The organism is Candidatus Pantoea persica (assembly GCF_013753875.1).
GTDB lineage: Bacteria > Pseudomonadota > Gammaproteobacteria > Enterobacterales > Enterobacteriaceae > Pantoea > Pantoea persica.
Map to the genome: position 1 here is coordinate 16398 of NZ_SMDS01000001.1, position 25420 is coordinate 41817.

23 protein-coding genes and 9 pseudogenes are annotated in these 25420 nt (G+C 59.9%); 19 read left to right on the top strand and 13 right to left on the bottom strand.

The features are described from left to right. Positions 1-23: 23 nt before the first annotated feature. The gene (locus EIO60_RS00150) at positions 24-527 is read right to left on the bottom strand and encodes a ferritin-like domain-containing protein (protein WP_258575542.1); all 504 of its coding nucleotides are present in this window, start codon (positions 525-527) and stop codon (positions 24-26) included. Positions 528-585: 58 nt separating this feature from the next. Beyond that, on the bottom strand, positions 586-1062 hold the full coding sequence (locus EIO60_RS00155; protein WP_258575543.1) for a YciE/YciF ferroxidase family protein: 477 nt from the start codon (positions 1060-1062) through the stop codon (positions 586-588). A gap of 471 nt (positions 1063-1533) precedes the next feature. Between EIO60_RS00155 and EIO60_RS15950 the strand changes: the two genes are divergently transcribed. The 14 genes and pseudogenes from EIO60_RS15950 to crtB all read left to right on the top strand — a co-directional run bounded on the left by EIO60_RS15950 (position 1534) and on the right by crtB (position 14655). Then, positions 1534-1932 carry an MFS transporter gene (locus tag EIO60_RS15950; protein WP_309484659.1) on the top strand — a complete coding sequence of 133 codons (399 nt, stop codon included), beginning with the start codon at positions 1534-1536 and terminating at the stop codon, positions 1930-1932. Between the two features lie 74 nt (positions 1933-2006). Next, positions 2007-2417 carry a hypothetical protein gene (locus EIO60_RS15955; protein WP_309484660.1) on the top strand — a complete coding sequence of 137 codons (411 nt, stop codon included), beginning with the start codon at positions 2007-2009 and terminating at the stop codon, positions 2415-2417. Between the two features lie 137 nt (positions 2418-2554). Next, a pseudogene (glsB, locus tag EIO60_RS00165) lies at positions 2555-3462 on the top strand (glutaminase B). 122 nt (positions 3463-3584) lie between these two features. Further along, the gene (locus EIO60_RS00170) at positions 3585-4019 is read left to right on the top strand and encodes a DUF2946 domain-containing protein (RefSeq protein WP_258575544.1); all 435 of its coding nucleotides are present in this window, start codon (positions 3585-3587) and stop codon (positions 4017-4019) included. A gap of 73 nt (positions 4020-4092) precedes the next feature. After that, positions 4093-5811: a DUF2534 family protein gene (locus EIO60_RS00175; protein WP_258575545.1), complete on the top strand. Its 1719-nt coding sequence runs from the start codon at positions 4093-4095 to the stop codon at positions 5809-5811. A 127-nt stretch (positions 5812-5938) separates the two neighbouring features. Beyond that, positions 5939-6253: a pirin family protein gene (locus EIO60_RS00180; protein WP_258575546.1), complete on the top strand. Its 315-nt coding sequence runs from the start codon at positions 5939-5941 to the stop codon at positions 6251-6253. Between the two features lie 207 nt (positions 6254-6460). Further along, entirely contained in the window at positions 6461-6631 is a 171-nt protein-coding gene (locus EIO60_RS00185) for a hypothetical protein (protein ID WP_258575547.1), read from the top strand. 438 nt (positions 6632-7069) lie between these two features. Then, positions 7070-7654 (top strand): YtfJ family protein, encoded by a 585-nt coding sequence (locus EIO60_RS00190; protein ID WP_258575548.1) that lies wholly within the window; start codon positions 7070-7072, stop codon positions 7652-7654. Between the two features lie 226 nt (positions 7655-7880). Then, positions 7881-8789: a polyprenyl synthetase family protein gene (locus tag EIO60_RS00195; protein ID WP_258575549.1), complete on the top strand. Its 909-nt coding sequence runs from the start codon at positions 7881-7883 to the stop codon at positions 8787-8789. A gap of 34 nt (positions 8790-8823) precedes the next feature. Further along, a complete protein-coding gene (gene fni, locus EIO60_RS00200; protein ID WP_258575550.1) occupies positions 8824-9855 on the top strand; it encodes a type 2 isopentenyl-diphosphate Delta-isomerase in 1032 nt (343 codons plus the stop codon). Continuing rightward, positions 9852-11066: pseudogene (locus EIO60_RS00205) on the top strand (glycosyltransferase). The gene fni and the pseudogene EIO60_RS00205 overlap by 4 nt, the downstream one beginning before the upstream one ends. Then, positions 11050-12213: a lycopene beta-cyclase CrtY gene (gene crtY / locus EIO60_RS00210; RefSeq protein ID WP_258575551.1), complete on the top strand. Its 1164-nt coding sequence runs from the start codon at positions 11050-11052 to the stop codon at positions 12211-12213. The pseudogene EIO60_RS00205 and the gene crtY overlap by 17 nt, the downstream one beginning before the upstream one ends. Further along, positions 12210-13691 (top strand): phytoene desaturase, encoded by a 1482-nt coding sequence (locus tag EIO60_RS00215; protein ID WP_258575552.1) that lies wholly within the window; start codon positions 12210-12212, stop codon positions 13689-13691. Before crtY ends, EIO60_RS00215 begins: the two co-directional genes overlap by 4 nt. Next, positions 13684-14655, top strand: coding sequence for a 15-cis-phytoene synthase CrtB (gene crtB / locus EIO60_RS00220; protein WP_258575553.1), 972 nt, complete (start codon positions 13684-13686; stop codon positions 14653-14655). Before EIO60_RS00215 ends, crtB begins: the two co-directional genes overlap by 8 nt. Here the strand turns inward: crtB and EIO60_RS00225 are convergent. Further along, positions 14585-15085: a sterol desaturase family protein gene (locus EIO60_RS00225; RefSeq protein WP_258575554.1), complete on the bottom strand. Its 501-nt coding sequence runs from the start codon at positions 15083-15085 to the stop codon at positions 14585-14587. The genes crtB and EIO60_RS00225 overlap by 71 nt on opposite strands. Before the next feature lie 249 nt (positions 15086-15334). Between EIO60_RS00225 and EIO60_RS00230 the strand changes: the two genes are divergently transcribed. Continuing rightward, entirely contained in the window at positions 15335-15631 is a 297-nt protein-coding gene (locus EIO60_RS00230) for a glutathione S-transferase N-terminal domain-containing protein (protein WP_258575555.1), read from the top strand. Further along, positions 15628-15795 (top strand): annotated as a pseudogene (locus EIO60_RS16320) (glutathione transferase GstA); the annotation flags it as partial. The gene EIO60_RS00230 and the pseudogene EIO60_RS16320, both read left to right, overlap by 4 nt. A gap of 8 nt (positions 15796-15803) precedes the next feature. Here the strand turns inward: EIO60_RS16320 and EIO60_RS00240 are convergent. The 3 genes and pseudogenes from EIO60_RS00240 to EIO60_RS00250 form a co-directional block, all read right to left on the bottom strand. After that, positions 15804-16483 (bottom strand): annotated as a pseudogene (locus tag EIO60_RS00240) (alcohol dehydrogenase catalytic domain-containing protein). Positions 16484-16502: 19 nt separating this feature from the next. After that, positions 16503-17042 (bottom strand): flavin reductase family protein, encoded by a 540-nt coding sequence (locus EIO60_RS00245; protein ID WP_258575556.1) that lies wholly within the window; start codon positions 17040-17042, stop codon positions 16503-16505. Positions 17043-17166: 124 nt separating this feature from the next. Further along, entirely contained in the window at positions 17167-17436 is a 270-nt protein-coding gene (locus EIO60_RS00250) for a hypothetical protein (protein ID WP_258575557.1), read from the bottom strand. Between the two features lie 250 nt (positions 17437-17686). Between EIO60_RS00250 and EIO60_RS00255 the strand changes: the two are divergent. The 3 genes and pseudogenes from EIO60_RS00255 (at position 17687) to EIO60_RS00265 (ending at position 19469) form a co-directional block, all read left to right on the top strand. Then, a pseudogene (locus EIO60_RS00255) lies at positions 17687-18237 on the top strand (DsbA family protein). Positions 18238-18896: 659 nt separating this feature from the next. Then, a pseudogene (locus EIO60_RS00260) lies at positions 18897-19034 on the top strand (transcription antiterminator LicT); the annotation flags it as partial. 63 nt (positions 19035-19097) lie between these two features. Further along, complete coding sequence (locus EIO60_RS00265) at positions 19098-19469, top strand: PRD domain-containing protein (protein WP_258575558.1); 372 nt, start codon at positions 19098-19100, stop codon at positions 19467-19469. 66 nt (positions 19470-19535) lie between these two features. Here the strand turns inward: EIO60_RS00265 and EIO60_RS00270 are convergent. The 7 genes and pseudogenes from EIO60_RS00270 to EIO60_RS00300 form a co-directional block, all read right to left on the bottom strand. Beyond that, a pseudogene (locus tag EIO60_RS00270) lies at positions 19536-20773 on the bottom strand (carbohydrate porin). 294 nt (positions 20774-21067) lie between these two features. Next, a pseudogene (locus tag EIO60_RS15960) lies at positions 21068-22041 on the bottom strand (family 1 glycosylhydrolase); the annotation flags it as partial. Between the two features lie 342 nt (positions 22042-22383). Further along, positions 22384-22848, bottom strand: a pseudogene (locus EIO60_RS15965) (PTS transporter subunit EIIC); the annotation flags it as partial. Between the two features lie 9 nt (positions 22849-22857). Next, positions 22858-23508, bottom strand: coding sequence for a PTS transporter subunit EIIB (locus EIO60_RS15970; RefSeq protein ID WP_309484661.1), 651 nt, complete (start codon positions 23506-23508; stop codon positions 22858-22860). Positions 23509-24486: 978 nt separating this feature from the next. Further along, the gene (locus EIO60_RS00290; protein WP_258575559.1) at positions 24487-24705 is read right to left on the bottom strand and encodes a hypothetical protein; all 219 of its coding nucleotides are present in this window, start codon (positions 24703-24705) and stop codon (positions 24487-24489) included. Between the two features lie 149 nt (positions 24706-24854). Further along, positions 24855-25001 carry a DUF2382 domain-containing protein gene (locus EIO60_RS00295; protein WP_258575560.1) on the bottom strand — a complete coding sequence of 49 codons (147 nt, stop codon included), beginning with the start codon at positions 24999-25001 and terminating at the stop codon, positions 24855-24857. A 23-nt stretch (positions 25002-25024) separates the two neighbouring features. Continuing rightward, positions 25025-25408 (bottom strand): hypothetical protein, encoded by a 384-nt coding sequence (locus tag EIO60_RS00300; RefSeq protein ID WP_258575561.1) that lies wholly within the window; start codon positions 25406-25408, stop codon positions 25025-25027. Positions 25409-25420 lie beyond the last annotated feature (12 nt).

The following is a 25420-nucleotide window of genomic DNA, read 5'->3' on the forward strand; positions in this document are numbered from 1 at the left end:
CTGATGGAAGGCTTCTCTTCACGCTATTTTTTCGCTTCAACGCCCACTGCATCACGCGTCATAAACTGCTGGGTCACATCTGACAAATGGGTCAGACACCATTCCGCCATAGCGATTTCCTGCTCGCGGATCTGCTCAAAAATCCGCACGCCTTGCTGGTCGCCTACCAGCTGGGCCGCCGCGATAAGCGAAGTGTAGTTGGCAATCTCAAACTGTTCAAACACGTAGCCGCTGATGGCAACCTTTACCACTTCGTCATCGGCAAACATGCCGACCATCGCCTGGCCCATGGCAGAGAGCTTGCCCATGGCATCTTTAAAGGCGGAGCGCGAGGTGTCATTAAGGTCGATGACCGACTGCAGCAGCGACTGCTGCTGACGCGTTTCTTCAATATGCTGCTGAATTCGCGCTTTTAAATCGGGATAGTGTTCCAGACGAGACTCCATTTTTTCCAGCATGCTTTCCGCCTGTTTTTCCATAGCGTGTGCATCTTTCAGCCAGGCAAGATAATTCTCTTTGTGAGTCATAATTTACCTCTTTGAAAAAATGAATAGCAGCAAAGCCCTTGATTCCCCGCAGGGAACCTTAGCTGGTTTTCTCAGCAATCATATTTAGCTTTTCGTCGGTGGCTTTTTCTTCCTGTAACGTTTCGACCAATAATGAGGCCGCTTCGTTAAAGCAGAGTTTTTTAGCCATTGCGGCAAGCGTGCCGTAAGCGGCAATTTCATAGTGCTCTACCTTCTGCGCGGCACCAATTAGACCAGCATCGCGCACCGGGCCTGCCTCAACAGAGTCGATAATTTCCTGCGCCTCTTCCACCAGCCCTTCAAGGGCGTGACACTTCATACGGAGAATGCGAACTTCTTCTGTTTTTTCAACTATTTGACCAAGACGTTCGACCTGGCCGCGCGTCTCTTCCAGATGCGCGTCAAAGGCTGCCTTCAGCGATTCGTCCGTTGCGGCGCGTGCCATTTTCGGCAGTGCACGCGTAATCTGTTTTTCCGCACTGTAGACATCAGAAAGATCATGAATAAAAAGATCTACCAGTGTTTTAATCGCCATTACAAGTTCCTCTTAATGTATAAGTAATTGCTTTCCTGGCCAGGACGCTACAGAAATTAATAATAGATGCTCAGCACGATTGCGCAAATTTAATAAAAGCGAAGCGCGAGCCTTAACAGGTTTAATTATTAAAAATTATTTTTAATTCAACCGGAACTGCCGATTCTTTTAAAGATCGACCTGAATCCGTGCTATATATTCACGCACGGCGGCTCGCTTATAATCGAGAGCGCAGAGGCAGACGCCAAGCATAATTAAAGCGGCGTCACATCGCCAACGTCTTGTTATTTCGCGCGTCTTTACAGCTCCGGCGGAAACTAGTAAGAGTAGCGCGCAGACATCGGCATCCCCGGCGCGTAAGCGTTAACGTAAACCAACGCACCACAGCGGCTCTGCCGCCTTTTGTGATGCGGATCAATAACCACTGGACAGACCTCTTCCCTGCGTGCGCCCATTACCGCCGTCGGGCCGGTGCTCGACAATATCCGCCACGCCTTCGGCCTGAGCGCGGCTCAAGCCGGGCTGGCGCCGGTGGCCGCCGCGCTGGGAAACCGCTTTGGGCTGGAGCGCAGCCTGTGGGCGGCGTTGCTGTTAATCACCCTTGGCTCCGTGGCGCGCTGGCTGCCGCTGGAGAGCACCCTCTGGTTCGGCACCACCACCCTGAGCGCCGGCATCGCCGCCGCCAATGTGCTGCTGCCTCCGCTGATCAAACGCGACTTTCCCCAGCGTATGGCAAAATATATCGGCCTCTATGCCGCCACCATGTTCGTCACCGCCAGCCTGGCGTCGGGCGCCGCCGCCACCTCGGCGGACTGGCGGCTGTCGCTCGGCGTCTGGGCCGTGCCGGGAATGGTGGCGCTGCTCGCCTAGCTGCCGCTGTTAGCGCCGCCGCACCAAGCGCCAGCCTCTGGCGTTCAGCGGCGGGCTGGCAGGTTTCGCTGTTTATGGCGCTGCAGTCGCTAGCCTTTTACACCCTGATTGACTGGTTCGCCCCCTACGCGCAGGCGCACGGCTACAGCCAGCGCGACGCCGGCTGGCTGCTGTTTCTCTATCAGGCGATTGCGATTGTGGCCAACCTCGGCTGTATAGTGGCGCTGAAGCGGCTGCGCGATACGCGCCTGACGGCGGTCGCCGCCTCGGCGGCGATCTTTTGCGGCGTGCTGCATGAGCAGAGCGGCGACTGGACTCTGCCGCTGGCGCTGCTGGCCAGCCTCAGCTTTTTCCAGCTGCTGCTGGCACCTTTCGCCGGCAGCAGCCGACAGCGCGTAGTGGATCGCCAGCCAGTTGGTCGGCTCATCCTGGCTGGAGTAGTGGAACAGGCTGAATACCATATCGTCTCCTCGGCGTCAGGGTAAGCGGGCCGCGCAGCTGTGAGCCAGCGCCGCTTTTCTCTCTAGTGTCGTGCGTTTTTCGCCGTTTCGCACATCCGCATTGATTCGGCGCGCGGGCGCGTTCATTATGCGGCGCCAGCCCCCCTATAAATGGAAATTTCATCGTGACCGAACTCAGCAATGCGCTGCTGGAAACGATCCTCGAACAGGTCCGCACGCTGACCGCACGCGGCAACGTCGCCAGCTATATTCCCGCCCTCGCCGAGGTGCCGGCGAGCGCGCTGGGCATCGCCGTCGTCACCACTGACAGGCAGTGCTATCAGGCAGGAGAAGCGCAGACCCGCTTCTCTGTTCCGTCCATATCTAAAGTGCTGCCGCGGAGCGTGACGCTGTCACGCTACAGCGACAAAAGAGCTGTGGCAGCGCGTCGGCAAGGAGCCGTCTGGTCAGCCGTTTAACTCGCTGGTGCAGCTAGAGCTGGAGCACGGCAAGCCACGCAATCCCTTTATCAAAGCCGGCGCGCTGGTAGTGTGCGATATGCTGGAGACGCGCCTGACCGCACTGCGCCAGCTGAGCGGCCAGCCGGACATTCACTACGATCGCCATGTGGCGCGCTCGGAGTATGAGCACTCCGCCCGCAACGCGGCGATCGCCTAGCTGATGAAGTCGTTCGGCAATTTCCACAACGGCGTCAGCGACGTGATGCAGACCTATTTTCACTACTGTTGTGCGCTGTCGATGAGCTACGTCGAGATAGCGCACTGATTTCTTCATCTGGCGAACCTAGGCAAGACCGCTGACGGCGCCGCCTTTATTACGCCGCGTCAGGCGCGGCAGATTAACGCGCTGATGATCACCAGTGGCATGTATGACGGCGCAGGCGAGTTCGCCTGGCGCGTCGGCATGCCAGCGAAATCGGGCGGCGGCGGCGGCATTGTCGCCGTTATCCCCAATAAATAAAATGAGCATCGCGGTGTGGTCGCCGGGGCTGGACGCTGTCGGCAATTCGCTGGCGGGCACCGCCGCGCTGGAGCTGCTGAGCGAGCTTCTCGGCAGTTCGGTTTTCTGAGTCAGGCTGCCTGCTGCTCACGCAGGCAGGCGCCGGGGCGAATAATTTTTCCAGTTTTCGTCCCGCTCCCCCTCTTTACGCGTTAAAATGGCCCCTGACGTTTCTAGCTTGTGATGTTTTAGATGACCTTGTTTACCCCGATGCAAAAACGACTCAGCGCCTGCCTGGCTATCCTGGCGGTGCTGCTGCTGTTTGTCGCACCGGTGGTTTCTCAGGAGCTGATGGCGCGCCAGAGCAGCGCCATGCGCGCCGCAATGTTGCACCACGCGATGCCGGTGGCGCATCACAGAGACGCCGCAACCTCGCACGACGCCATGTCGATGGCGAACGCCGCGATGATGCCCCCCGGTCATATGATGGACTTGTCGGGTTTCGCCTGCGGCTACTGCAAACTGCTGGTGCATGTGCCGCTGATGATCTGGGCCGCCGTGCCCCTGATCTGGCTGACAATGATCGTCTCGCGCGCGCCGCCGCCCTTACGCGCAGTCTCGCCGCCCCGCCGACGCGAACGCCGCATTTACCGCCCTCGCGCCCCGCCTTGCCGCTGCCGCGCTTAACTGAACGTTCTGCTTTTTCGCCGCGTGACGCGACGGAAAACCCCTGTTTTTAACTGAATAAAATGGATGCGCTATGTCATCAGTTCAGGAAACAGTACGCCCGCGCGGGTCGCTATTCGGCTTATTACGCCGCCTGCATTTCTATATCGGGCTTTTTATCGCCCCCTTTATCTTTGTCGTCGCGCTCACCGGCACGCTCTATGTGCTGACGCCGCAGATTGAGCATCAGCTCTACGCCTCTGCCCTCAACACCGAGGCGCAGGGCGTGGCGCAGCCGCTGTCGGCGCAAATCGCCGCCGCGCGCCGCCATATCGGCGAGGCGGCGCGCATCTATGCTGTGCGCCCGGCCCCGGACTCGCATGAGACCACGCGCGTGCAGTTCAGCCAGCCCAACCTCGGCCCGTCAGAGTCGCGCTCGGTCTTTATCGATCCCTATACGCTACGGGTCACGGGCGATATGACGGTCTATGGCACCAGCGGCGTGCTGCCGCTGCGCATGTGGCTGGATCAGCTGCACCGCGGCCTGCTGCTGGGCGATGTCGGCCGCGCCTACAGCGAACTGGCCGCCTCTTGGCTGTGGGTCGCGGCGCTGGGCGGCATAGTGCTGTGGCTCGGCACGCGGCCGCGGCGAGCGGATAAAGCGAAGCGCGTTGGCTTCGCCTTCGCGCGCCACTGGCATATCAAGCTCGGCCTGACGCTGGCGCTGGGTCTAGTTTTCTTCTCCGTGACCGGTTTAACCTGGTCGCAGTGGGCGGGCGGCAATATCGACAAAATGCGAAGCGAGCTGGGCTGGCTGACGCCGCAGGTGCGCACCGCGCTGGATGCGCATACTCCCGTCGCGACGGCTGATCCCCATGCCGATTACCATGCGATGCCGCAAATAGCAGGCATGGCCATGGGCGGCATGGCAAGGCCCACTTTTCCGCCCGCGCTGGCGAACGCGGCCAACGGCGACTGGGACGGCGTGCTAAGCGCCGCGCGCCGCAGCGGCATTCATGCGGCGAAGGTCGAGCTACGGCAGCCGAAAGGCGACGGCCAGGCCTGGACGGTGAGTGAAATCGATCGCAGCTGGCCCAGCCATGTTGACGCCGTCTCCGTCGATCCCGCCAGCTTCGCCATTGTCGATCGCGTCGAGTTTGCCCATTTCCCGCTGGTGGCCAAACTCACGCGCTGGGGCGTCGATGCCCATATGGGCGTGCTATTCGGCTTGCCGAACCAGCTGCTGCTCGCCTTTTTCGGTGTCGGACTGTGCGCCATTATCGCACTGGGCTACCGCATATGGTGGATCCGCCGCCCGGCGCTGCCAGCGCTCAATCCGGCGCAGACGCTGCTGAGCGCCTGGCTGGCGCTGCCGCGCTATGCGCAGGAGGCATCACTGATTGTGGCGCTGGCGCTGGGCTGGGCCTTGCCGATGATGGGCGCAAGCCTGCTGGCGTTTCTGGCCATCGACCTGCTGCACTGGCGCCGCGCCGCCGCGCCACAGACCTATACGCCGCCTGACCAGCAGTCGCCGCTGGGCATCGTGCGCGGCCGCTTCGCCAAGAAGCAGAAAGAGATGCGCTATTTTCTGCGCAGCGTGGCCGTGCTGTGGCTGATTGTTGGCGCGGTAATGGGCAAGGCGATCGTCAGCGGGGTGATTGAGCAGTATCAGATCGCCTTCAGCGACTGGTCGCTGTTGATGTACGTCACCCAGGCGCTGATGGTGCTGCTCTATACCTCGGTGTTTACCGGCCTGATGTCGATTCCGCTCTGGTATTTCTTCCTCGGCGAAAGCGACGAGCAGGGCAAGTAGAACCGATTCGCTGCCCGCTTAGCGGCGGGCAGCTTGTTCAAAAAAACTAAAACTTCTCAGCAAATCTCCCGCCTTTTTATATTTTTCAACGGTTTATCTCCCTATTGGCTTACAGCAGGAGAGAATCATGAACGTCGTACGCGCCCATCGTGGCCAGCTGTTTGAATATGGTCCCTTTACCATTCGCCGCCTGCGTCCGGGCGAACGCTTCGGCCCGCTGGCAATTGTCGATATGACCACGCTGAAGCTCGGCGCGCGCATTCCCATGCATAAGCATGTTAATGACGACATTCTCAGCTATGTCTGGCGCGGCTCCGTCCAGCACACCGACGTCAACAGCGCGCGTACGCCGTTTTCGGCCAAACGGGTGATGGTGGTCAACGCGGGCGAAGGCCTGCGCCATGAGGAATCCGCGCCGCTGATTGAGGCAGAAGTGCTGTAGGCGTTTATCCGTCCGGCGGAGAGCCCAGAACCCAGCTGCTGGAGCACACCGAGGGGGTGTCACCCACAACGCCTGGAGCTGGCTGGCCAGGAAAACAGCGCGGCGCCGCTGACACTGCGCCAGGCGGTGCATATCTATAACGTGCGCCCTGAACGCGGGAACACGCTGGCGGTCCCCACCCTGCCCGGCTTTGCGCCCTAGCTGGCAGTGCTTGACAGCGTGGTCAGCCTCGACGGTCAGCGCTTACACAAAGGCGACGTAGCGGGTGACACTAGCGGCCTGCCGCCGGTCACCGCCAAGCGCGATGCAACGCTGACCTGTTTTCTGGTGGATGGGGAAGCTACGGGAGTGCTGAGCGGGACCGTCAACGGCAGCTAAGAAAAAAAGGGGGAAGGCCTTGGCCTTCCCCCCTTTTCAGGACGCGTGATGATGGTGTCGCGCGCGCTGTAGCGTGTGCCTGAACTGACGCACCTCTTCCCGCGCCCAGCAGCGATCGCGAAAGGCGACCTTCTCCAGCGGCGCCTGAAGCGGCAACCCTTCCAAGGTGCCACGATTACAGCAGGCGCGAACCAGTCTTGACGGCGACACCTCAAGATCGCTGCCACCTCCGTCAACGTCATCACTTCACTTTTCATACCCGCCCCCTTATTGCTTGCGGCGTTATGCATCTTCAACCTGTCCGCAAAAAATTTTTTGATCTGGCGCAGTGAATAAGCGTCGCTTTTTTGCGCAAGACAGAAAAACCAGCTTTTGCCTGCTGGCAAAGCGGCAGTTTTTCGCCTATGCTTACCCTTTTCCCGCTCTTTGCGAGGTCGCGTGAAACCCTACCCTCTGTTACTTGCCTCTCTGCTTTTCTCCGGCGCGGCCAGCGCCTTTAACGTCGAAATCGGCAAGCCGCTTCCGCTGGTATTTATCAGCAACGAGGGCGAGCTGGTGCTGAATCAACAGGATCTGAGCTACCAGCGCTGGAGCAGCCAGTCGCTCACCGGCCAGGCGCGCCTGGTCATTCACGTCGCCGGAAGACTCCCCGCGAAGGCGCAGAGCGCGCCGCTGATTGCGGCGCTGCAACAGGCGAATTTCCCTCGCAGCCTGCAGAGCACCACTATCGTTAATACCGATGACGCCATTCCGGGCAGCGCCATCTTTGTCGAGCGCAGCATCGCCTCCAGCAAGCGGGATACGCCCTGGCAGCACTTTATTCTCGACAACAGCGGCGTCGCGCAGCGCGCCTGGCAGCTGACGCCGCAGGGTTTGACGGTAATTATTATTGATGCGCAAGGCCTAGTGCGCTTCGTCAGAGATGGCGCGCTCACCTCGGCGGAGCTCAAGCAGGCGATTGCGCTGCTGCGCCAGCTGCTGGCCGATCCCACCGGGCAAACGCAGACCGCACTTCGTTCGTGAATAAAATTAATTGTTTATTTTCATTTATTTCCGTTTTGACGCTCAGCCGGCAAATTCTCGACTACGCTTTATTCACCGCCGCGTCAAAACCAAACGAGTACTCTCAGATCATTGCGGCCATTAGATAACAGACTTAACTTTTTCTGATGGCTCCTTTGCGTGCGCCACTTCGTTCATCGCAATCACGATAGGCCGACGCGCTCACCTGCAAGTAAGGACTGCCATCATGACTATTTTTGCTGAAAGAGATCACGCCATTATTCACAGCGATCCCCTGATGCTATTAACCGATATCGAGCAGCGTCTCGATCGGCTACTGCCGGTTGAGAGCGAGCGCGACTGCTTGGGCCTCGCCATGCGCGAAGGCGCGCTGGCGCCGGGCAAGCGCATTCGCCCGGTGCTGCTGATGCTTACCGCGCGCGATCTCGGCTACTGCGACGATCACAGCGGCCTGCTCGACTTTGCCTGCGCCATTGAGATGGTGCATGCCGCCTCGCTGATCCTTGATGACATTCCCTGTATGGACGATGCCGAAATGCGGCGCGGCCGCCCCACAATTCACCGCCAGTTTGGCGAACCGGTCGCCATTCTGGCTGCCGTGGCGCTGCTGAGCCGCGCCTTCGGCGTCATCGCGCTGGCGGACGGCATCAGCAGCCAGGCGAAAACCCAGGCAGTGGCGGAGCTTTCCCATGCCGTCGGCGTGCAGGGACTGGTGCAGGGGCAGTTTCGCGATCTGACCGAAGGCAGCCAGCCACGCAGCGCCGATGCCATTCAGCTTACCAATCACTTCAAAACCAGCACGCTGTTCGGCGCAGCGATGCAGATGGCCTCTGTCGCCGCCAGCGCGCCGCTGGCGGCGCGCGAGAAGCTGCATCACTTTGCGCTCGATCTCGGCCAAGCTTTTCAGCTGCTCGACGACCTGGCGGACGGCCTCAGCGATACAGGCAAGGATCCCTTTCAGGACGCGGGCAAGTCGACACTGGTCAACATGCTGGGCAGCCAGGCGGTGGAAAAGCGCCTACGCGATCACCTGAAGCGCGCGGATCGTCATCTGGCGGCCGCCTGCAACAGCGGCTACGCCACCCGGCACTTTGTTCAGGCCTGGTTCGACAAAAAGCTCGCCGCGGTCGGCTGACCGCGCGTTTTCCGTCTGACGATAGGGAGCAGCAATGCAGGACACGGACCTGACGAAACGCAAAAACGATCACCTCGATATCGTCCTGGGCGGCACAGCCGCCGCAGGCAGCTTCGGCCGCTGGCGCTTTACCCACTGCGCGCTGCCGGAGCTGGACCTAGATCAAATCGACCTGCGCACGCAGCTGTTTAACCGCAGCATGCAGGCCCCCTTTCTTGTCAGCTCCATGACCGGCGGCGCCGCGCGCGCCCTGAGCATCAATCACCATCTCGCCGAAGCGGCACAGCGGCTCGGGCTGGCGCTGGGCGTCGGATCGCAGCGCGTGGCGCTGGAGAGCGAGAACAGCTTCGGTCTGACGCGCGAGCTACGCCGTATTGCGCCGGATATTCCGCTGCTCGCCAATCTCGGCGCGGCGCAGATCCTTGGTGCGCAGGGCCGTCAGCGCGCGGTCGACGCGGTCAATATGATTGAGGCCGATGCGCTGATCGTGCATCTCAATCCCTTGCAGGAGGCGCTGCAGCGCGGCGGCGATCGCGACTGGCGCGGCGTGATGCAGGCGATCGCCGAGCTGGTGGCGACGCTGAAGGTGCCGGTGGTGATAAAAGAGGTCGGCGCGGGCATCTCGCCTCAGGTGGCGCAGCGGCTGGCCGAGGCGGGCATCAGCATGATTGACATCGCCGGCGCGGGCGGCACCAGCTGGGCGGCGGTCGAGGGCGAACGCGCCAGCAGCGCGCAGCAGCGCGCGGTGGCGATGGCCTTCGCCGACTGGGGCATTCCCACAGACGAGGCGCTGTGCGCGGTGCGCGCGGCGCTGCCCACCATGCCGCTGATCGCCTCCGGCGGCATCCGCGACGGCATTGACGCGGCGAAAGCGCTGCGGCTCGGCGCCGATATCGTCGGGCAGGCAGCGGCAGTGCTGACCAGCGCCCTGCACTCCACCGACGCGGTGATCGCCCACTTTGAAACGCTGATTGAGCAGCTGCGCGTCGCTTGTTTTTGCACCGGCAGCGCCAACCTACGCCAGCTGCGCCTCGCGCCGCTGCAGCGCGCGGGAGATCCGGCATGAGCCATTTCGCCGTGATTTCACCGCCGTTTTACAGCCATGTGCGCGCGCTGCAAGCGCTGGCGCAATCCCTAGTAGCACGCGGCCACCGCATCACCTTTGTCCAGCAGACGGACGTTGCCGCATTGCTGAACGATCCTCGCATCGGCTTCCATGCGGTCGGACTGGCGACGCATCCTGCGGGCGCGCTCGACCATACGCTTCAGCTGGCGGCGCATCCGGGCGAGCCGGGCATCCTGCGCCTGATCCGCGATACGGCCGACAGCACCGATATGCTGTGCCGTCAACTGCCGCTGGCGCTGCGGTCGCTCGGCATCGACGGGGTTATCGTCGATCAGATGACACCCGCCGGCGGACTGGTGGCGGAAGACTTAAGACTGCCCTTTGTCTCTGTCGCCTGCGCGCTGCCCATTAACCGCGAAGCGCATTTCCCGCTGCCGGTGATGCCCTTTTTATGGGGAACCGACGCCGCCGCGCGTGAGCACTATACCTCCAGCGAGAAGATCTACGATTGGCTGATGCGCCGCCACGACCGCGTGCTGGCGCGCCATGCCGAAGCCTTCGGCCTCGCCGGTCCACGTCAGCCGCATCAGTGCCTGTCGCCGCTGGCACTGATCAGCCAGCTGCCGCAGCCGCTCGATTTTCCGTGCCGCGCACTGCCTGAGCACTTTCACGCTGCGGCCCGCCGCCGCGCCGTCCGCGACGCCGCTGTTCGGCGACAGCGGTCGGCCGCGCATTTTTGCCTCGCCCGGCATGCTGCAGGGCGGGCGCTACGACCTGTTCGAAACGCTGGCGAAAGCCTGCCGCGAGCTGGACGCCGAGCTGCTTATCGCCTACTTCGGCGGCCTGAGCGATTTCCAGGCGCGCAAGTTGCTACGCGCCGGCGCGGCGATTACCCACGGCGGACTCAACACCGTGCTCGACGCCATCGCCAGCGGCACGCCGCTGCTCGCCATCCCGCTGGCCTTCAATCAGCCCGGCATTGCCGCGCGGCTAGTGCACCACCTGGGTATTCGCGCTTCGCCACCAGCCACCAGCTGACGCGCCATCTGCGTCATCTGCTGGAGGAGCAGGAGGTCAACCGTTGCATGGCGGCGCTGCCGCCACAGCTGGCCCACTGCGGCGGCGTCGAGCGCGCTGCGGAGATTACCGAGCGCGCGCTGCTGACGCGTCAGCCAGTGCGCGCGGAGAAGTCCTATGACATCGCAGTATGATCTGCTGCTGCTCGGCGCCGGCCTGGCGAACGGCCTGCTGGCGCTGCGGCTGAAGCAGTGCCAGCCCGCGCTGCGGCTGCTGGTGCTGGACGCCGAAGCCCACACGGGCGGCAATCACACCTGGTGCTTCCACGCCGAGGATCTCACCGCGCAGCAGCATTACTGGATCGCGCCGCTGGTGGCGCACCGCTGGCCGCACTACGAGGTGCGCTTTCCCCGGCTGACGCGCCAGCTCGACAGCGGCTACCTGTGCGTTACCTCGACGCGCTTCGACGAGGTGCTTCGGGCGGAGCTGCAGGATGTGATGCGCCTGAATCAGACCATCGCCAGCTGCGGCGAAGATCACGTGCGGCTCGCCAGCGGCGAAATTCTGCGCGCGCGCGCCGTGATCGACGGCCGCGGCTATCAGCCCGACGCGGCGTTGCAGATCGGCTTTCAGGCATTCATCGGCCAAGAGTGGACGCTGAGCCAGCCGCACGCCCTCAGCGGACCGATCCTGATGGACGCCACGGTGGATCAGCAGGAGGGCTATCGCTTTGTCTATACGCTGCCTCTCTCCCCGACGCGCCTGCTGATCGAGGACACCCACTATATCGACAACATGTCGCTCTCTGCGGCGCAGGCGCGGCAGAACATCTGCGACTACGCCACCCGTCAGGGCTGGATGCTGGAAACCCTGGCACGGGAAGAGCGCGGCGCGCTGCCGATTACGCTGGCGGGCGATTTCAATCGCTTCTGGCAGCATCGTCAAGGCTGCGTCGGGCTGCGCGCCGGCCTATTCCATCCGACCACCGGCTATTCGCTGTCGCTGGCAGCCTCGCTGGCGGACGCACTCGCCGCCCGCCGCGATTTTTCGCCCGAGACGCTGGCGCCATGCATTCACCGCTTTGCGCAGGACGCCTGGCGGCGTCAGGGCTTTTTCCGCCTTCTTAACCGTATGCTGTTTCTGGCCGGCGACGCCGACCAGCGCTGGCGCGTGATGCAGCGCTTTTACGGGCTGCCGCAGGGGCTTATCGCCCGCTTTTATGCCGGCAGGCTGACGCTGGCCGACCGCGCGCGCATTCTTAGCGGCAAGCCGCCGGTGCCGCTGCTGGCGGCCCTGCAGGCCGCTTTTACTCAACCTTCTGGACGAAGAGCATCACGATGAAGCACACCACGGTAATTGGCGCAGGATTTGGCGGACTGGCGCTGGCGATTCGCCTGCAGGCGGCAGGCGTCCCGACGCGGCTGCTGGAGCAGCGCGACAAACCGGGCGGCCGCGCCTATGTTTATCAGGATCAGGGCTTTACCTTTGATGCCGGCCCGACGGTGATCACCGATCCCACCGCGATCGAAGAGCTGTTTACGCTGGCGGGCAAGTCGATGCGTGACTATGTCGAGCTGCTGCCGGTTACGCCCTTTTATCGGCTGTGCTGGGAGTCTGGCGAGGTGTTTGACTACGACAACGACCAGGGGCGACTGGAGGCGGAGATCCACAAATTCAATCCGCGCGATATAGCGGGTTATCAGCGCTTCCTCGACTATTCGCGCGCGGTTTTCGCCGAGGGCTATCTGAAGCTCGGCACCGTACCCTTTCTCTCGTTTCGCGATATGCTGCGCGCCGCGCCGCAGCTGGCACGCCTGCAGGCGTGGCGCAGCGTCTACAGCAAAGTGGCGAGCTTTATCGAGGATGAGAAGCTGCGCCAGGCCTTTTCGTTCCACTCACTGCTGGTGGGCGGCAATCCCTTCGCCACCTCGTCAATCTACACGCTGATCCACGCGCTGGAGCGCGAATGGGGCGTCTGGTTTCCGCGCGGCGGCACCAGCGCGCTGGTGCAGGGCATGCTGAAGCTGTTTCAGGAGCTGGGCGGCACGCTAGAGCTGAATGCGCGCGTCAGCCATATTGAGGCGCACGGCGAGGAAATTTCAGCCGTGCACCTTGAAGATGGCCGCCAGTTTGCCACGCGCGCCGTCGCCTCCAACGCCGACGTGGTGCACACCTATGCCGATTTGCTGGCGCAGCATCCCGCCGCGGCGGCGCAGGCCAGCAAGATGAAGGGTAAACGCATGAGCAACTCGCTGTTCGTGCTCTACTTTGGCCTCAATCACCACCATGATCAGCTGGCGCATCATACCGTCTGCTTCGGCCCGCGCTACCGCGAGCTGATTGATGAGATTTTCAACCATGACGGCCTGGCGGAAGATTTTTCCCTCTACCTGCACGCCCCCTGCGTTACCGATCCGTCGCTGGCGCCGCTGGGCTTCGGTAGCTACTACGTGTTGGCACCCGTACCCCATCTCGGCACCGCCGATCTGGACTGGAGCATCGAGGGGCCGCGGCTGCGCGACCGTATTTTCGACTATCTGGAGCAGCACTACATGCCGGGCCTGCACAGCCAGCTGGTGACGTACCGCATGTTTACTCCCTTTGACTTCCGCGACGAGCTGAACGCCTATCATGGCTCCGCCTTTTCGGTTGAGCCGATTCTGCGTCAGAGCGCCTGGTTTCGCCCGCACAACCGCGACAGCCATATCCGCAACCTCTATCTGGTGGGGGCGGGCACGCATCCGGGCGCGGGCATTCCCGGCGTAATCGGCTCTGCCAAGGCGACCGCGAGCCTGATGCTGGAGGATCTGCATGAATAATCCGACGCTGCTGCATCACGCCATTGAAACCATGGAGGTCGGCTCGAAAAGCTTCGCCACCGCCTCAAAGCTGTTCGACGCCAAAACGCGCCGCAGTGTGCTGATGCTGTACGCCTGGTGTCGCCACTGCGACGACGTGATTGACGATCAGGCGCTTGGCTTTCCCGGCGAGGTGCCGTCGGCGCAGACACCGCAGCAGCGGCTGGCGGGCCTGACGCTGAAAACCCGTCAGGCGCTGGCGGGCAACCAGATGCATGAGCCCGCCTTCGCCGCCTTTCAGGAGGTGGCAATCGCCCACAATCTCTCCCCCGCTTACGCCTTCGATCATCTTGAAGGCTTCGCCATGGACGTGCGCAGCGCGCGCTATGAGACCCTGCAGGACACGCTGCGCTACTGCTATCACGTGGCGGGCGTCGTGGGGCTGATGATGGCGCAGATTATGGGGGTACGCGACGAGGCGACACTGGATCGCGCCTGCGATCTCGGCATCGCTTTTCAGCTCACCAATATTGCGCGCGATATCGTTGAGGATGCGCGCGTCGGACGCTGCTATCTGCCGGAAAACTGGCTGGAAGAGGCGGAGCTGGATCGGCTGCACTTTGCCGACCGCGCCCATCGCCCGGCGCTGGCGGGGCTGGCGCGCCGTCTGGTGAGCGAGGCGGAGCCTTACTACGCCTCCGCTTCGGTCGGTCTTGCCGGTCTGCCGCTACGCGCCGCCTGGGCCATCGCCACGGCGAAAGAGGTGTATCGCCGCATCGGCATCAAGGTCTACCGCGCGGGTGAGACGGCCTGGGACTGTCGCCAGTCCACCAGCAAGCAGGAAAAGCTGCTGCTGCTGGCGGCTGGCGCGGCGCAGGCGGTCAGGTCTCGGGCGGCCGATTCGCCGCCGCGTCCTACCGATCTGTGGCAGCGTCCGCGTCAGGACGACGGCCGTGACGCTGACGCAGCGTCGCCTGCAATTTAGCGAGCGGCGGCGCATAGAGGAAGCCAAAAGAGACGCACCCTTCCCGCCCGCGCACCGCATGATGCATCCGGTGCGCCATATAGAGCCGTTTAAAGTAGCCGCGTCGCGGAATATAGTTGAACGGCCAGCGCTGGTGCACTAGTCCGTCGTGCACGATAAAATACAGCACGCCGTAGAGCGTCATCCCCGCGCCAATCCACTGCAGCGGCCAGACGCCGCTGCTGCCGAGATAGATCAGCAAAATCGCCAGCAGCACAAACACCACCGCGTAGAGGTCGTTGACCTCAAACCAGCCGGAATGGGGCTCATGATGCGACCGATGCCAGCCCCAGCCCCAGCCGTGCATAATGTATCTGTGCGACAGCGCAGCGGTGATCTCCATCGCGACAACGGTCAGTAACACTATTAAAGCATTCCAGAACCACAGCATAGTTTCTCCCGTAAGTGCATCCTGCATACCCGCCGGTAACGGACGGGTTAAGCGTTCTGCGGCGCGCCGCAGGCGAACCTTAAGTCTAGGCTATCGCCCGAAATTCGCCCCCTGTTTCAGGCGCGCCACGGCGCGCGTGCGGTAAAAAAAGCGCCGTATTTCCGTACATTAGCACAAAACGTAATGGCGTCCGCCTGCGGCGCTGCCGTAGACTACGGCGAGATTTAACCAACCAAGGATAAGCGCTACATGAAACTCTTCTACAAAAAAAAAGCGGGCGCCTGTTCGCTCGCCACGTACATCGTGCTGCACGAAACTGGCCTGCCGCATACCTCGGTGGCGGTCGATCTGAAAACGAAACGCACCGCCGAAGGCGATGATTTTCTGGCGATCAACAGTAAAGGCTACGTGCCTGCGTTGCAGCTGGATAACGGTCCTGTGCTGACCGAAAGCGCGGTTATCGCGCAGAACCTAGCGGACCTGAAGCCGGAAAGCAATCTGCTGGCCGCCAGCGGCGAAGCGCGCTATGCGGGCTGGAGTGGATGAACTTTATTTCGACCGAACTGCACAAGGGCATCGGCGCCTTCTTCAACCCAGCGCTGACGCCGGAGTGGAAAATGGCGGCCACCACAATGCTGACGAAACGCCTCGACTGGCTGGCGGAAACCCTGGGGGAGAACCACTGTCTCTATACGAATCACTTCACCATCGCCGACGCCTACCTGTTCAACGTGCTGAGCTGGTTCCGCGTAGTGGATTTCAGCCTAGATCGCTGCCATGCGGTCGGAAGGACTGATGTAAAAAAAGCGCGCAGGTGCTCGAGCACATCGTTGATCTTCGACATTGGGAAGTACTCCACCGTCAGCGCGATATCCGCGCGCGACGCCAGGCGCAGCAGCGAGCGCAGCTGGCCCGGCGATCCGGTAGAGGAGCCGGTCACCGCACGATCGCCGAGGATAAGGGTAAATGCCGGCACCTCAAAGGGCTTCATCACCGCGCCAACCTATTGATGGTGCTGACGTTGTTAACGCAGCAGTTGACCTGCTCGCCGTTATTAATGCAGGCGTCGCAGTGCTGGCAGCTTTTGGCGGTCCAGCCAATGCCGACGCGCTGGCCGATGCTCAGCCCTTTATTTTTCGCGCTGTCGCCCAGCGCTTTAACGCGGCCGATAACCTCATGGCCGGCAATCAGAGGATAGATGGAGCCGCCCCACTCGTTGTCGATCATCGACAGGTCGGAGTGGCAAACGCCGCAGTATTCCACTTCCACTTCCACTTCCACTTCCACTTCCACTTCCACTTCCACTTCGACATCTTCGGCCGCCAGCGGGCCGGGATCGTATTCGTAGGGCTGGAGTGCTTCTCCCGCCTGCATGGCGGCGTGGCTGTTGAATTTCATGCTTTTTCCCCGCTAATTATTATTTGAATGCTTCAGGCTTGCAGGCGCTGAAGCTCTGCGCAACCCTCACAAATTCCCCACCGCCAAGACGATGCAGGGTGTGCAGGCTGTCCGCCGCCACCACTTCGCCAAACAACGAGTCATACTGCTGTTGCGCTTCCGTCGCGGGCAGCAATCGACACTCCAGCCAGGCGACGCAACTCTCTTCCAGCAGCGGCACGCCCAGCTCTGGGCCGCTGATGGCCTGAATCTGGTAGGCCGCAAACTTGTCCATGTCGCGCCCGGTGGTGTTGCCCATAGCATAGATCAAATCGGCGAAGGCAGCGGCGGGCACGCAGACGCCGAACGCGCCGCTCGACTCGATCAGCTCGCGCGTCCAGGTCGATTTATCCACAACAATCGCGACGCGCGGCGGCGTAAACTCGACCGGCATTGACCAGGCGGCGGCCATAACGTCACGCCGTTGGCTGTGCGGATCCGTGCTGGTAATAAGGATAGTAGGACCGTGATTAAGCAGGCAGCTGGCGTGCTGAAGCGCCATCGGACGAAAATGGGACATAGAGAATCCTTATGGATGGCGACGCAAGGGGCACAGCGTAACGGGTGCGGCGTAAATAGCTGTAAACGTTTTACTTTAAACGTTAATGCCAGCGAGCGCTTACCGCGATGTGCCCAGAGTTTTTTTACAGCAGATCGCAGTTAAGCGGTGTGCGAAAAGCATGGCGCGCTGCGGTCATCAGCTGGGAGGCGGTGACGGTGGGCGGTAGTCGCGTCAGGACTTTACTCGCCTGCCAGTAACATAACACCATCACTTCATCCGTTTCGCTTTCGGCAAGCTCGCGCAGGCGTGCGCGCAGCGACGGGACGTTCAGCGTCTGCTGTTCATCCAGCATCTCTTCGATGGTTTTGAGGATCACGTCGTGGATCGTTTTCCAGGAAAGATTAGTAAGCAAAATCAACCTCTTCTAGCGCTCTCCGGCTCCGGAATTCTACTGCCTTTGTCTCCTGCAAGCGGACTGCCTGCAAATGAGAGTCTGTTAACCTAGCAATAACTATAGATCACAGTGGAAGCGTTCTCAAAATGTGAGTTATTTCGCATTAAAAAGCGCAGTCAGACTTCCCTTTTTCCCTTACTCTATAGCTGATTAACCGACCGCCCACACAGGCTAATTCCATCCATCTTTTTATTAAACAGGAGCAACAATGGCTGAACCGACTTTGCAGGCCGACGCGTTGGTATGGGGACACGGGCCGTACGTTTTCGAGGTTTTTCTGGAACCTACCTGCCCGTTTTCCGTCCGCGCGTTCAATAAATTCGACGCCCTGCTGACGCAGGTCGGCGAGGATAAAATGACCCTGAAAATTCGTCTGCAGTCATAGCCGTGGCATCTCTATTCCGGGGTAATCGTGCGCTATATCCTCGCCGCCTCGACGCTGCCGGCAGGCAAGGCGGCGGCGAAGGCGGTGCTGAAGCCAGTGGCTGACCACCGTGAGGAGTTTGAGGATCACTGCCATGGCGACAATATGCAGACCACGCCTGCGCAGATCATTGGGCGGCTGCAGCGCTACAGCGGCATCGACGCCACCACTCCCTTCGATCGCGCCGATCTGCAAAATCTCATCAAATGGCACTGTAAATATGCGCGCCAGAATGGCATCCACGTCTTCCCTACTTTTATGATCGATGGGCCTAGCAGCCTGACATCGGCAGCGGCGACGATGTCAGCGAGTGGGCGAAACGCATTCCGGCCTGACGGCCTTTTCCGCATGCACAGGACACGCCCTGCGAGGTGGGGTACAGAGGCGCGCAGGCGGCACCTTTGTGACGCGCGCGGCGCGATGGTTCTGTTCTTCTTGCCGTAAAACGGCCACTGCGTCATGACGGCAACGTGGTTGCATCGACTGTATCGACTGCGTCAGCACGCTATCAGAATAAAACGCGTTACCGCACGCTTTTACGGCTTCTAATAATCCCCGATTTTATTTGTCTACCATTTTACTAGACGCGTCACACATTATTATGAATAGCCTTGAGCCTTCCCGGTATCAAATTAAGGTAGGGCTTTTCTCTTTTACGATGAAATAGCGCACGCTTTTATTTCAGCTCCTCTTCAGGCGTGACGATGAAAATAGTTAAAATCCTTAATAACAATACCGTGATTATTCATAATTCCTAGGAAAAAGAGCAGGTGCTAATGGGAAAAGGACTCGGTTTTCAGAAAAAAGTGGGCGACGCCATCGATGCCGCGGCGACTGAAAAGATCTTCTCCCTGCAACAAAACGCCTGGTCGCAACGGCTGAGCGAGCTGCTGGCGGAAATTCCGCTGGAGGTCTTCACCACCACCGAATTAGTGATCGCGCTGGCGAAAAAGCGCTGTCTGACGCGTTACACGAAAGCTTTGCCGTTGCCCTGCTGGATCATTTTCATTTCGCCTTCCAGCGCCACCAGCAGCGCCTCGCATTACCTCCGCTTTTTAACGGCGAAACCAGGCTGCTGCATCCGCGTAAATATAGTGTCGCCCTGCAGGCGCTAGATATTATCGAAAATCGGCTGGGCGTTCGGCTTGCCCGGGATGAAGCGGACAGCATCGCCCTGCATCTGTTAAATGCGCAGTTGCACAGCGACCTCAGCGATATTATGCGCATCACCACCTTGATGCAGCAGGTGCTGGAGATCGTTCGGGGCTATTTCAATATCGACTACCCGCCGGATGCGCCCAGCTATCCACGTTTCGTGATCCATTTAAAGTTTTTCGCGCTGCGCATGCTGAACAACAGCGCGGCGGTCAGCGACGATACGTCGCTGCACGATATTGCGCGCAGCCGCTGTGGGCAGGCCTGCGGCTGCGTAGATAAAATCGAGCGCTATCTGGCCGAGAACTGGTGCTACCACTTAAGTGCCGAAGAGCGCATGTATCTTATCCTGCATATTGAGCGCATCAGAAAAGAAGCGGTGGCGCAGATAAGAGATTGCGGTGAAGCCTGACCGCCCGGCAGCGCCTGACGGGCTAGAGAGAGTGCATAACCGGCAGCGGCTGCCGGTTATGGCGCCTCAAAAGGTTACGGTGGTTTTCAATCCCGTCACCCAGGCGTCCTGCGTCGTTTTCAAGCCACCAGGCCGGTACCAGTACTGTAAGTCAGGCTGGGGATGGTGGCGCGGGTCGCGGTAGTCGTCGATGCCCTCCGCCTGATTAAGCGCCGCCTGGTTGTGTCGATAGCTACGGCTCAGTTTAATCCAGGAAAAGCACAGCCCTACGCCATCTTCCGGGCGCGCGTCAAAGGGCCCCTGATAGCGTAACGACAGCGCGTTCACCAGCTGCAGCGGATTTGTACGCTGGTCGGCGAGGCTCATGCTCCATGAGAGGCTTAGCCCGCGCGCGACGTTGTCCTGATGGCGGGAGAGCTGCTATTAAAGCCGGCGTATAAAAACCAGCTACGGCGATGCTCGCGTTAGCCCTGCGGATCGCTGGCCCCCTGCGCCTGCGTCTTGCCCACGTAGAGATCGTTTTGTCGGGCATTGTTGAACAGCACGCCAAGGTTATAGATGCCAGGCAGGTCATGCAGATGGGTTTTCCACTCCAGCTCGACCGGCAGCAGTATGCCTTTGCTGCCTCGCGTTGAGGTGTTCCTGGCCTGACGGCGCAAGGGCGCCATCGGGTTTTGCTCGATGATGCCGCCCTTCAGCGTCAGGCGGTCGCGCAGTCGGTACTTCAGCGTAGTGACCCAAGTATGCACGTTCCAGTTGTACCAGCTCATCGCATTGGCGGATTTGCCACCGCACTGCGAAAGCAGCTGAAAGTCGCAGGGAATGATCTGATCGAAATCCTGCACCTTGTTGATCATGCCGATGCGGCAGTGAAGCTGCCGCTGATCAAAACTACGGCTAAAGGTGAATCAGCCCAGCCGCGTGATAGAGCCGCGTCCCGCGCTCTCCTGCACCATATCATTCAACGCAACCCGGCTGTCTTGCAGTCGCCCGCTGGTAAGGCTGTCATCATGATTGCGGTTGACGATATTGCCTTCCAGCTTCGCGTCGGGAATAGCCGTCAGCGCCTCCAGATCCTGCGTAAAGGTCAGCGCGAACTGGTCGATATAGGCCGCATGGCAATCGTGATTGTCGCCGCCGCCTGAGTTATAGGCCGCCAGGCTTAAATAGCCGAGATCGTACTGAAAGCCCCTTTCTTGCAGCTAGAGCCGCACGCACGCCATATCACCGGTTATGCCTTTATCCGGTGGCATAAATCCCAGCGCACGCCCGTCCCACTGTTGCGCCAGCGCCGCCGAATACATAAATAACAACGTGGCCGCGGTGTTACCCAGCCAGGCTAAGCGTTTTTTATTTTTGTGCGCATAAATTAACAGATTAATTTTAGTAACAAGTTTTTTTTAAATAGCGTAGTAAATACAGTGTTTCATTTTTCGTTCCCTCTGTTTTCAGCAATGAAGACACCGCCCCGGAAATAAGAGGTGAAACAGGCGTGATGTAAAAGAGGACAGATTCTGCCCTCAGAAAATTTATTTCAGCGATGCGCCGTTGGTCTGAATAACCTTTTGATACCAGTAAAAGCTCTTTTTGCGTTTCCGCTTCTGATAGCGGTCATAGAGTTCGTTCAGCAGCAGACGCAACCCCAGCGGATCGATCTGCCAGCCCCACTTTGAGGCGGGCAACCAGGGATTCTGCACCATATTGAGAATATTGCCGCGCCGCTGTTCCGGCGCGGGATCGGCCGTCGTGCAGCCCGTCATGTAGTAGCTAAAAGAGACAAAATCGATGGTGTGGCGCAGATCGGCGCTGTCCTGCTTGCTGATGTCGAGCGCGATAGCCACCTCGCGAAAGAAGCGCGCCATGTAGGCGGGATACGCGCCTCGCGCCTGCACGTCGCCGAAAAACAGCCACGCACGGTTTTTATGCAGCGGCGCCAGCTCGCGACAGGCGGCGACGGCGCGAGCGCTGGCCACCAGCTGATGGTGGATCGCCTGCTGGCTGCTCTCTTCAGGCAGACCGACGCCGGTAAAGGGTGCGTGCAGCGACATGTCGATCTCATTAAAGGTGAGTCAGTATTTCACCTTGTTTTTGTAGTGCGCAAAAAGCGTGCGCGCGTAGCGCTTGAAAAGGCGATCGTCTGGCGATTGCCCCAGCCGCCATAGTTTTTCACCAGATGATAGGGCATCTCGTAATGCGAAAGGGCCACCATCGGCGCAATCTCGTACTTCGCCATCTCATCAAACAGGCTATCGTAAAAGGCAAGACCCGCCTCGCAGGGTGAGGCTTCGTCGCCGTTGGGGAAAATTCGCGTCTAGGTGATGGAGATGCGCAACAGGCTAAAGCCTATCTCGGCGAACAGCTTAATATCCTCGGGATAGCAGTGATAAAAATCTCTCGCCACGTCTTTGATGCTGACGTCGCCGGGCTGGAGCTCCGCCCACTTGCCGAAGATGCCGTCTGGCTGAAGATCGGCAGTGGAGACGCCTTTCCCCGCCGTCTGCCAGGCGCCCTCAGCCTGATTTGCGGCCAGCGCGCCGCCCCATAAGAATGTGTCTAGAAAACGTTGCGTCATCTTTATCTCCTTAATTATCAACGATACCGGGCCAGCTGCCCGGCCTGATTTGCCACCGGAGACCGCTGCGCCGCAGGCCGATCGCGGCGTCCTCCTCTGACGGCGCTGGGCGAGGCAAGCGCCCGCCCGACGGGCCGGCGCGGCAGGTAGCCCTGCCAGAAAGGTCGCCACCGCGCCGAACAAAAACGCCAGCCGCGCGCCCGCGCAGGCGGTCAGCACGGTGGCGTCAATCCCGCTTTTCGGCACCGCCTGGAACAGGATAAAAATATTCGCCAGCCCGAACGAGTAAACTTTGCTCTGGCTGAAGCCGATCAGCGCAGCGCCCAGCACGCCGCCGATACAGCCGAAGATAAAGGGTCGCCGGTTGGGCAAGGTGACGCCATACACTGCAGGCTCGGTAATGCCGAACCAGCAGGCGCTGAAGGCGGAAGCGGCGATGCCTTTTTGCCGCGGATCGCGACTGACCCCCAGCGTAGCGCCTGTCTGGCCCATTACGGCGGCCAGCATCAGCGGCGTCATGGTGTCCTCGCCGTAGATGCTGAGGTTATTGATCTTCAGCGGCACCAGCCCCCATTGCAGCCCGAAAATCACCAGCACCTGCCAGACGCCGCCGATGAAAAGCCCGGCCACTAGCGGACTCAGCCCGTAGACGCCGAGGTAGCCGTTGGCCAGCAGTCGGCTCAGCCCGGTGGCGAGCGGACCAATCAGCAGAAAGCTCCGTGGCACCACCAGGCTCAGGCAGATAAGCGGCGTGGTAAAGTTGCGGATAGCATCAGGTAGGCGCGCATTCAGCTGTCGCTCCAGCAAGCAGGAGACTCACGAAGCCATGATGATGGGGATCACCGACGAGGCATAATTAATCATGATCAAGGGGATGCCGAAGAAGTCGATGCTTGCTGCACCGCGCTGTTCCTGACTGAACGCCTCCAGCATAGTGGGATGGATCAGCGCCGCGCCCAGGGACATGCAAAGAAAGGGATTGCCGCCAAATTTTTTCCCGGCGTAGTAGCCCAGCACCACCGGAAAAAAGTAAAACAGCGCGCCGCTGGCTTCCTGCATCACGCCCAGCGCTATCGCCAGTGCCAGCAAGCCTTTCAAAATCCCTGACGCGGCCATCACGCCGAGGAAGGGTGTGACGATGCCGGACACCACATAGATAAAGCGGTCGAGCAGGCGCTGCTTCTCCGCAGGCGCTGAGGGTAGCTCTCGGGCCTCGTCATCCAGCAAGCCCTCTAGAATAAGCGCCTGAAAAACCTCCCTTACCCGGTTGCCGATAACCACCTGATACTGACCGCCGCTCTCGACGATGGTAATTATGTTGGGATAACGCATCAGGTGCTGCGTGTCGGCATTGTGCAGGAAATTTAGCTTAAAGTGCAAGCGCGTGGCACAATGAACAACAGAAATCACATTTTCGCTGCCTCCTACGGCGGCGAGAATCTCCTGGGCCAGCTGCCGATCGTTCATGATGAGCGCTCCTTTTCACGATTCCTTTTGCAGTGACTGACAGGCAAAAAAAACTAAACCGCCGCTCACTGGCCGAAAGCGGGGGTTTAGGTTTTGCCTGATAAACAGTTACAATCCTGAAAATCGGGAAAATCATTACCCGTGATGCTGCCGATGACAAGCGGTTGTAACTCGCGCGTCGCCATTACGTGAGGCGCGTTTTATTTTTGCGCAGCGCAGGCGTACAGGCGCGGGTCAGGACAGGAGGTTTTCAGAGGATAGTGCCGCGATAAAGCGGCGAAGGAGCGGCGACAATCCTTCGCATTAATGTTGTCGTACCGCTTACAAATGCAATTGCGCAGACTTACTGCGCAGTTTTTTCATATTCGTAAGCAGGTGTTTCTGCATCATCCGGTAACAGTTCGCTATCGGGACGCTGTGACATTTTATCTCCTTTCGTTGAGGGACAGGCAGACCACGTGCTGAAGCGGTTGCACACTTGCCCGGCGATATAACAAGAGACTGCACAGGCGCAGATGGTTCCGGCAAAGGATAAACGCCTGCTGCTGCGACCTGCTCAGTAACAACATAATAATCTTCGGGTTTGTTTGCCAACGACGCTTTCAGCCAGACCTACCTTTTTCAGGTAACATTTGGCAATATAATAAACTGTTCGCTGCGGCAGCGATGTCGATAAATTGTTGCCTGCAGTCGGGGAGGTAGGCCGCAAGCCAACACCAGGGCAAATGCGCCAACTTCCCTGCTGCAGCTTGACTGCCTGTTGGGGTGCCGCGGGTGTACTATGCCGCAGCGGCGCCTGCCCCCCTTTCTGGTATTCAGCAAGACCACCTACCACGCCGCTTTTAACGCTTTTTTATCCAGCTTTCGGAAATTCGAATAAGCTGTAGACAAAACGGGCGCCGCGACGAATCTGCCTCGTCAGCGACGCCCGCTTCAGCCCGGCACAGGCTGCCGGGCGGGAGAAACCTTAGCGACGCTTCAGCAGTAGGTCGGTTTCATCCTCTTATCTACCGCTGCGGCACCGCTTCGTTCTACTATGTCATCGTCAGCGCCGTTCGTGCCCAGTGTGCCAGCCGTTGTGGCCGTTGCACCTGCGGTTTTAACCGAGGTATCGCCCGGCAGTACGCTGCCAACCGCAAGCTTGTCGTCATTAGCGTGTTCGATATCCACTTCCTGACGACGGACAGAGTCAGTCACATTCTCAACGCGGTCTCTCTGGTCTTTACATACCCTACATCTTCTTTGATATGCGCCGTTTTGTTAATCACCGACTGCTCGTGCGTCTCAGCGACTTCAATGGTTTTCTCATCCCAGTCAATGTCGACGGTTGCCGCCAGATCGCCGGTCTAGCGGTGGAAGATATCTGCGTGCTGCTCACGCAGAGAGATATCTTCTGAAACCTGATCGGTTACGGTATAGCGGCGCACGCGCGTGGTACATTCGCTCACCAGACTTTTGCCCACTTCGAGACGCTCTTCAACCAGGCGCAGCACCTCTTCTTCGCTTTCGTCACCAGTTAAAGAAGTTCGTACCGGCGTGGTCGGACTGCGTGCGTCGTCGTAAACCAGACCGGTAGTGATGGTCTGCGTGGTAGAGACGGTATAGCCATCATCCTGCCCCAGGCCGCGCTAGCGGAGGTGGACTGGAAGTCGCCGGTATCGTGCGCATCCAGAATGCTGTTGGCGCGCGGCAGCTGTTCCTCTTTCGCACGCAGCATCAGTACTATGCTGCCGGAATTGATGGCATCTTCATATACGCCGCGCTGTTCTTCATCCACCGTTTCACCAAAAAGACGCTGCCAGAAGCTCGGATGACGCGCTTCGTGACCTTCCGACTTCAGTAGTTCGCAAGAAATCACATCAATATCGTGTTCGGCAAAACCAGCTTTAATCATCTCCATGGAAAAAACAGT

Bases quoted from the DNA above. Each gene is read 5' to 3' on its own strand.
- EIO60_RS00150 (WP_258575542.1), bottom strand. From the start codon at position 527: ATGACTCACAAAGAGAATTATCTTGCCTGGCTGAAAGATGCACACGCT.
- EIO60_RS00155 (WP_258575543.1), bottom strand. From the start codon at position 1,062: ATGGCGATTAAAACACTGGTAGATCTTTTTATTCATGATCTTTCTGAT.
- EIO60_RS15955 (WP_309484660.1), top strand. From the start codon at position 2,007: ATGGCGCTGCAGTCGCTAGCCTTTTACACCCTGATTGACTGGTTCGCC.
- EIO60_RS00170 (WP_258575544.1), top strand. From the start codon at position 3,585: ATGACCTTGTTTACCCCGATGCAAAAACGACTCAGCGCCTGCCTGGCT.
- EIO60_RS00175 (WP_258575545.1), top strand. From the start codon at position 4,093: ATGTCATCAGTTCAGGAAACAGTACGCCCGCGCGGGTCGCTATTCGGC.
- EIO60_RS00180 (WP_258575546.1), top strand. From the start codon at position 5,939: ATGAACGTCGTACGCGCCCATCGTGGCCAGCTGTTTGAATATGGTCCC.
- EIO60_RS00195 (WP_258575549.1), top strand. From the start codon at position 7,881: ATGACTATTTTTGCTGAAAGAGATCACGCCATTATTCACAGCGATCCC.
- fni (WP_258575550.1), top strand. From the start codon at position 8,824: ATGCAGGACACGGACCTGACGAAACGCAAAAACGATCACCTCGATATC.
- crtY (WP_258575551.1), top strand. From the start codon at position 11,050: ATGACATCGCAGTATGATCTGCTGCTGCTCGGCGCCGGCCTGGCGAAC.
- EIO60_RS00215 (WP_258575552.1), top strand. From the start codon at position 12,210: ATGAAGCACACCACGGTAATTGGCGCAGGATTTGGCGGACTGGCGCTG.
- crtB (WP_258575553.1), top strand. From the start codon at position 13,684: ATGAATAATCCGACGCTGCTGCATCACGCCATTGAAACCATGGAGGTC.
- EIO60_RS00225 (WP_258575554.1), bottom strand. From the start codon at position 15,085: ATGCTGTGGTTCTGGAATGCTTTAATAGTGTTACTGACCGTTGTCGCG.
- EIO60_RS00230 (WP_258575555.1), top strand. From the start codon at position 15,335: ATGAAACTCTTCTACAAAAAAAAAGCGGGCGCCTGTTCGCTCGCCACG.
- EIO60_RS00245 (WP_258575556.1), bottom strand. From the start codon at position 17,042: ATGTCCCATTTTCGTCCGATGGCGCTTCAGCACGCCAGCTGCCTGCTT.
- EIO60_RS15970 (WP_309484661.1), bottom strand. From the start codon at position 23,508: ATGAACGATCGGCAGCTGGCCCAGGAGATTCTCGCCGCCGTAGGAGGC.
- EIO60_RS00300 (WP_258575561.1), bottom strand. From the start codon at position 25,408: ATGGAGATGATTAAAGCTGGTTTTGCCGAACACGATATTGATGTGATT.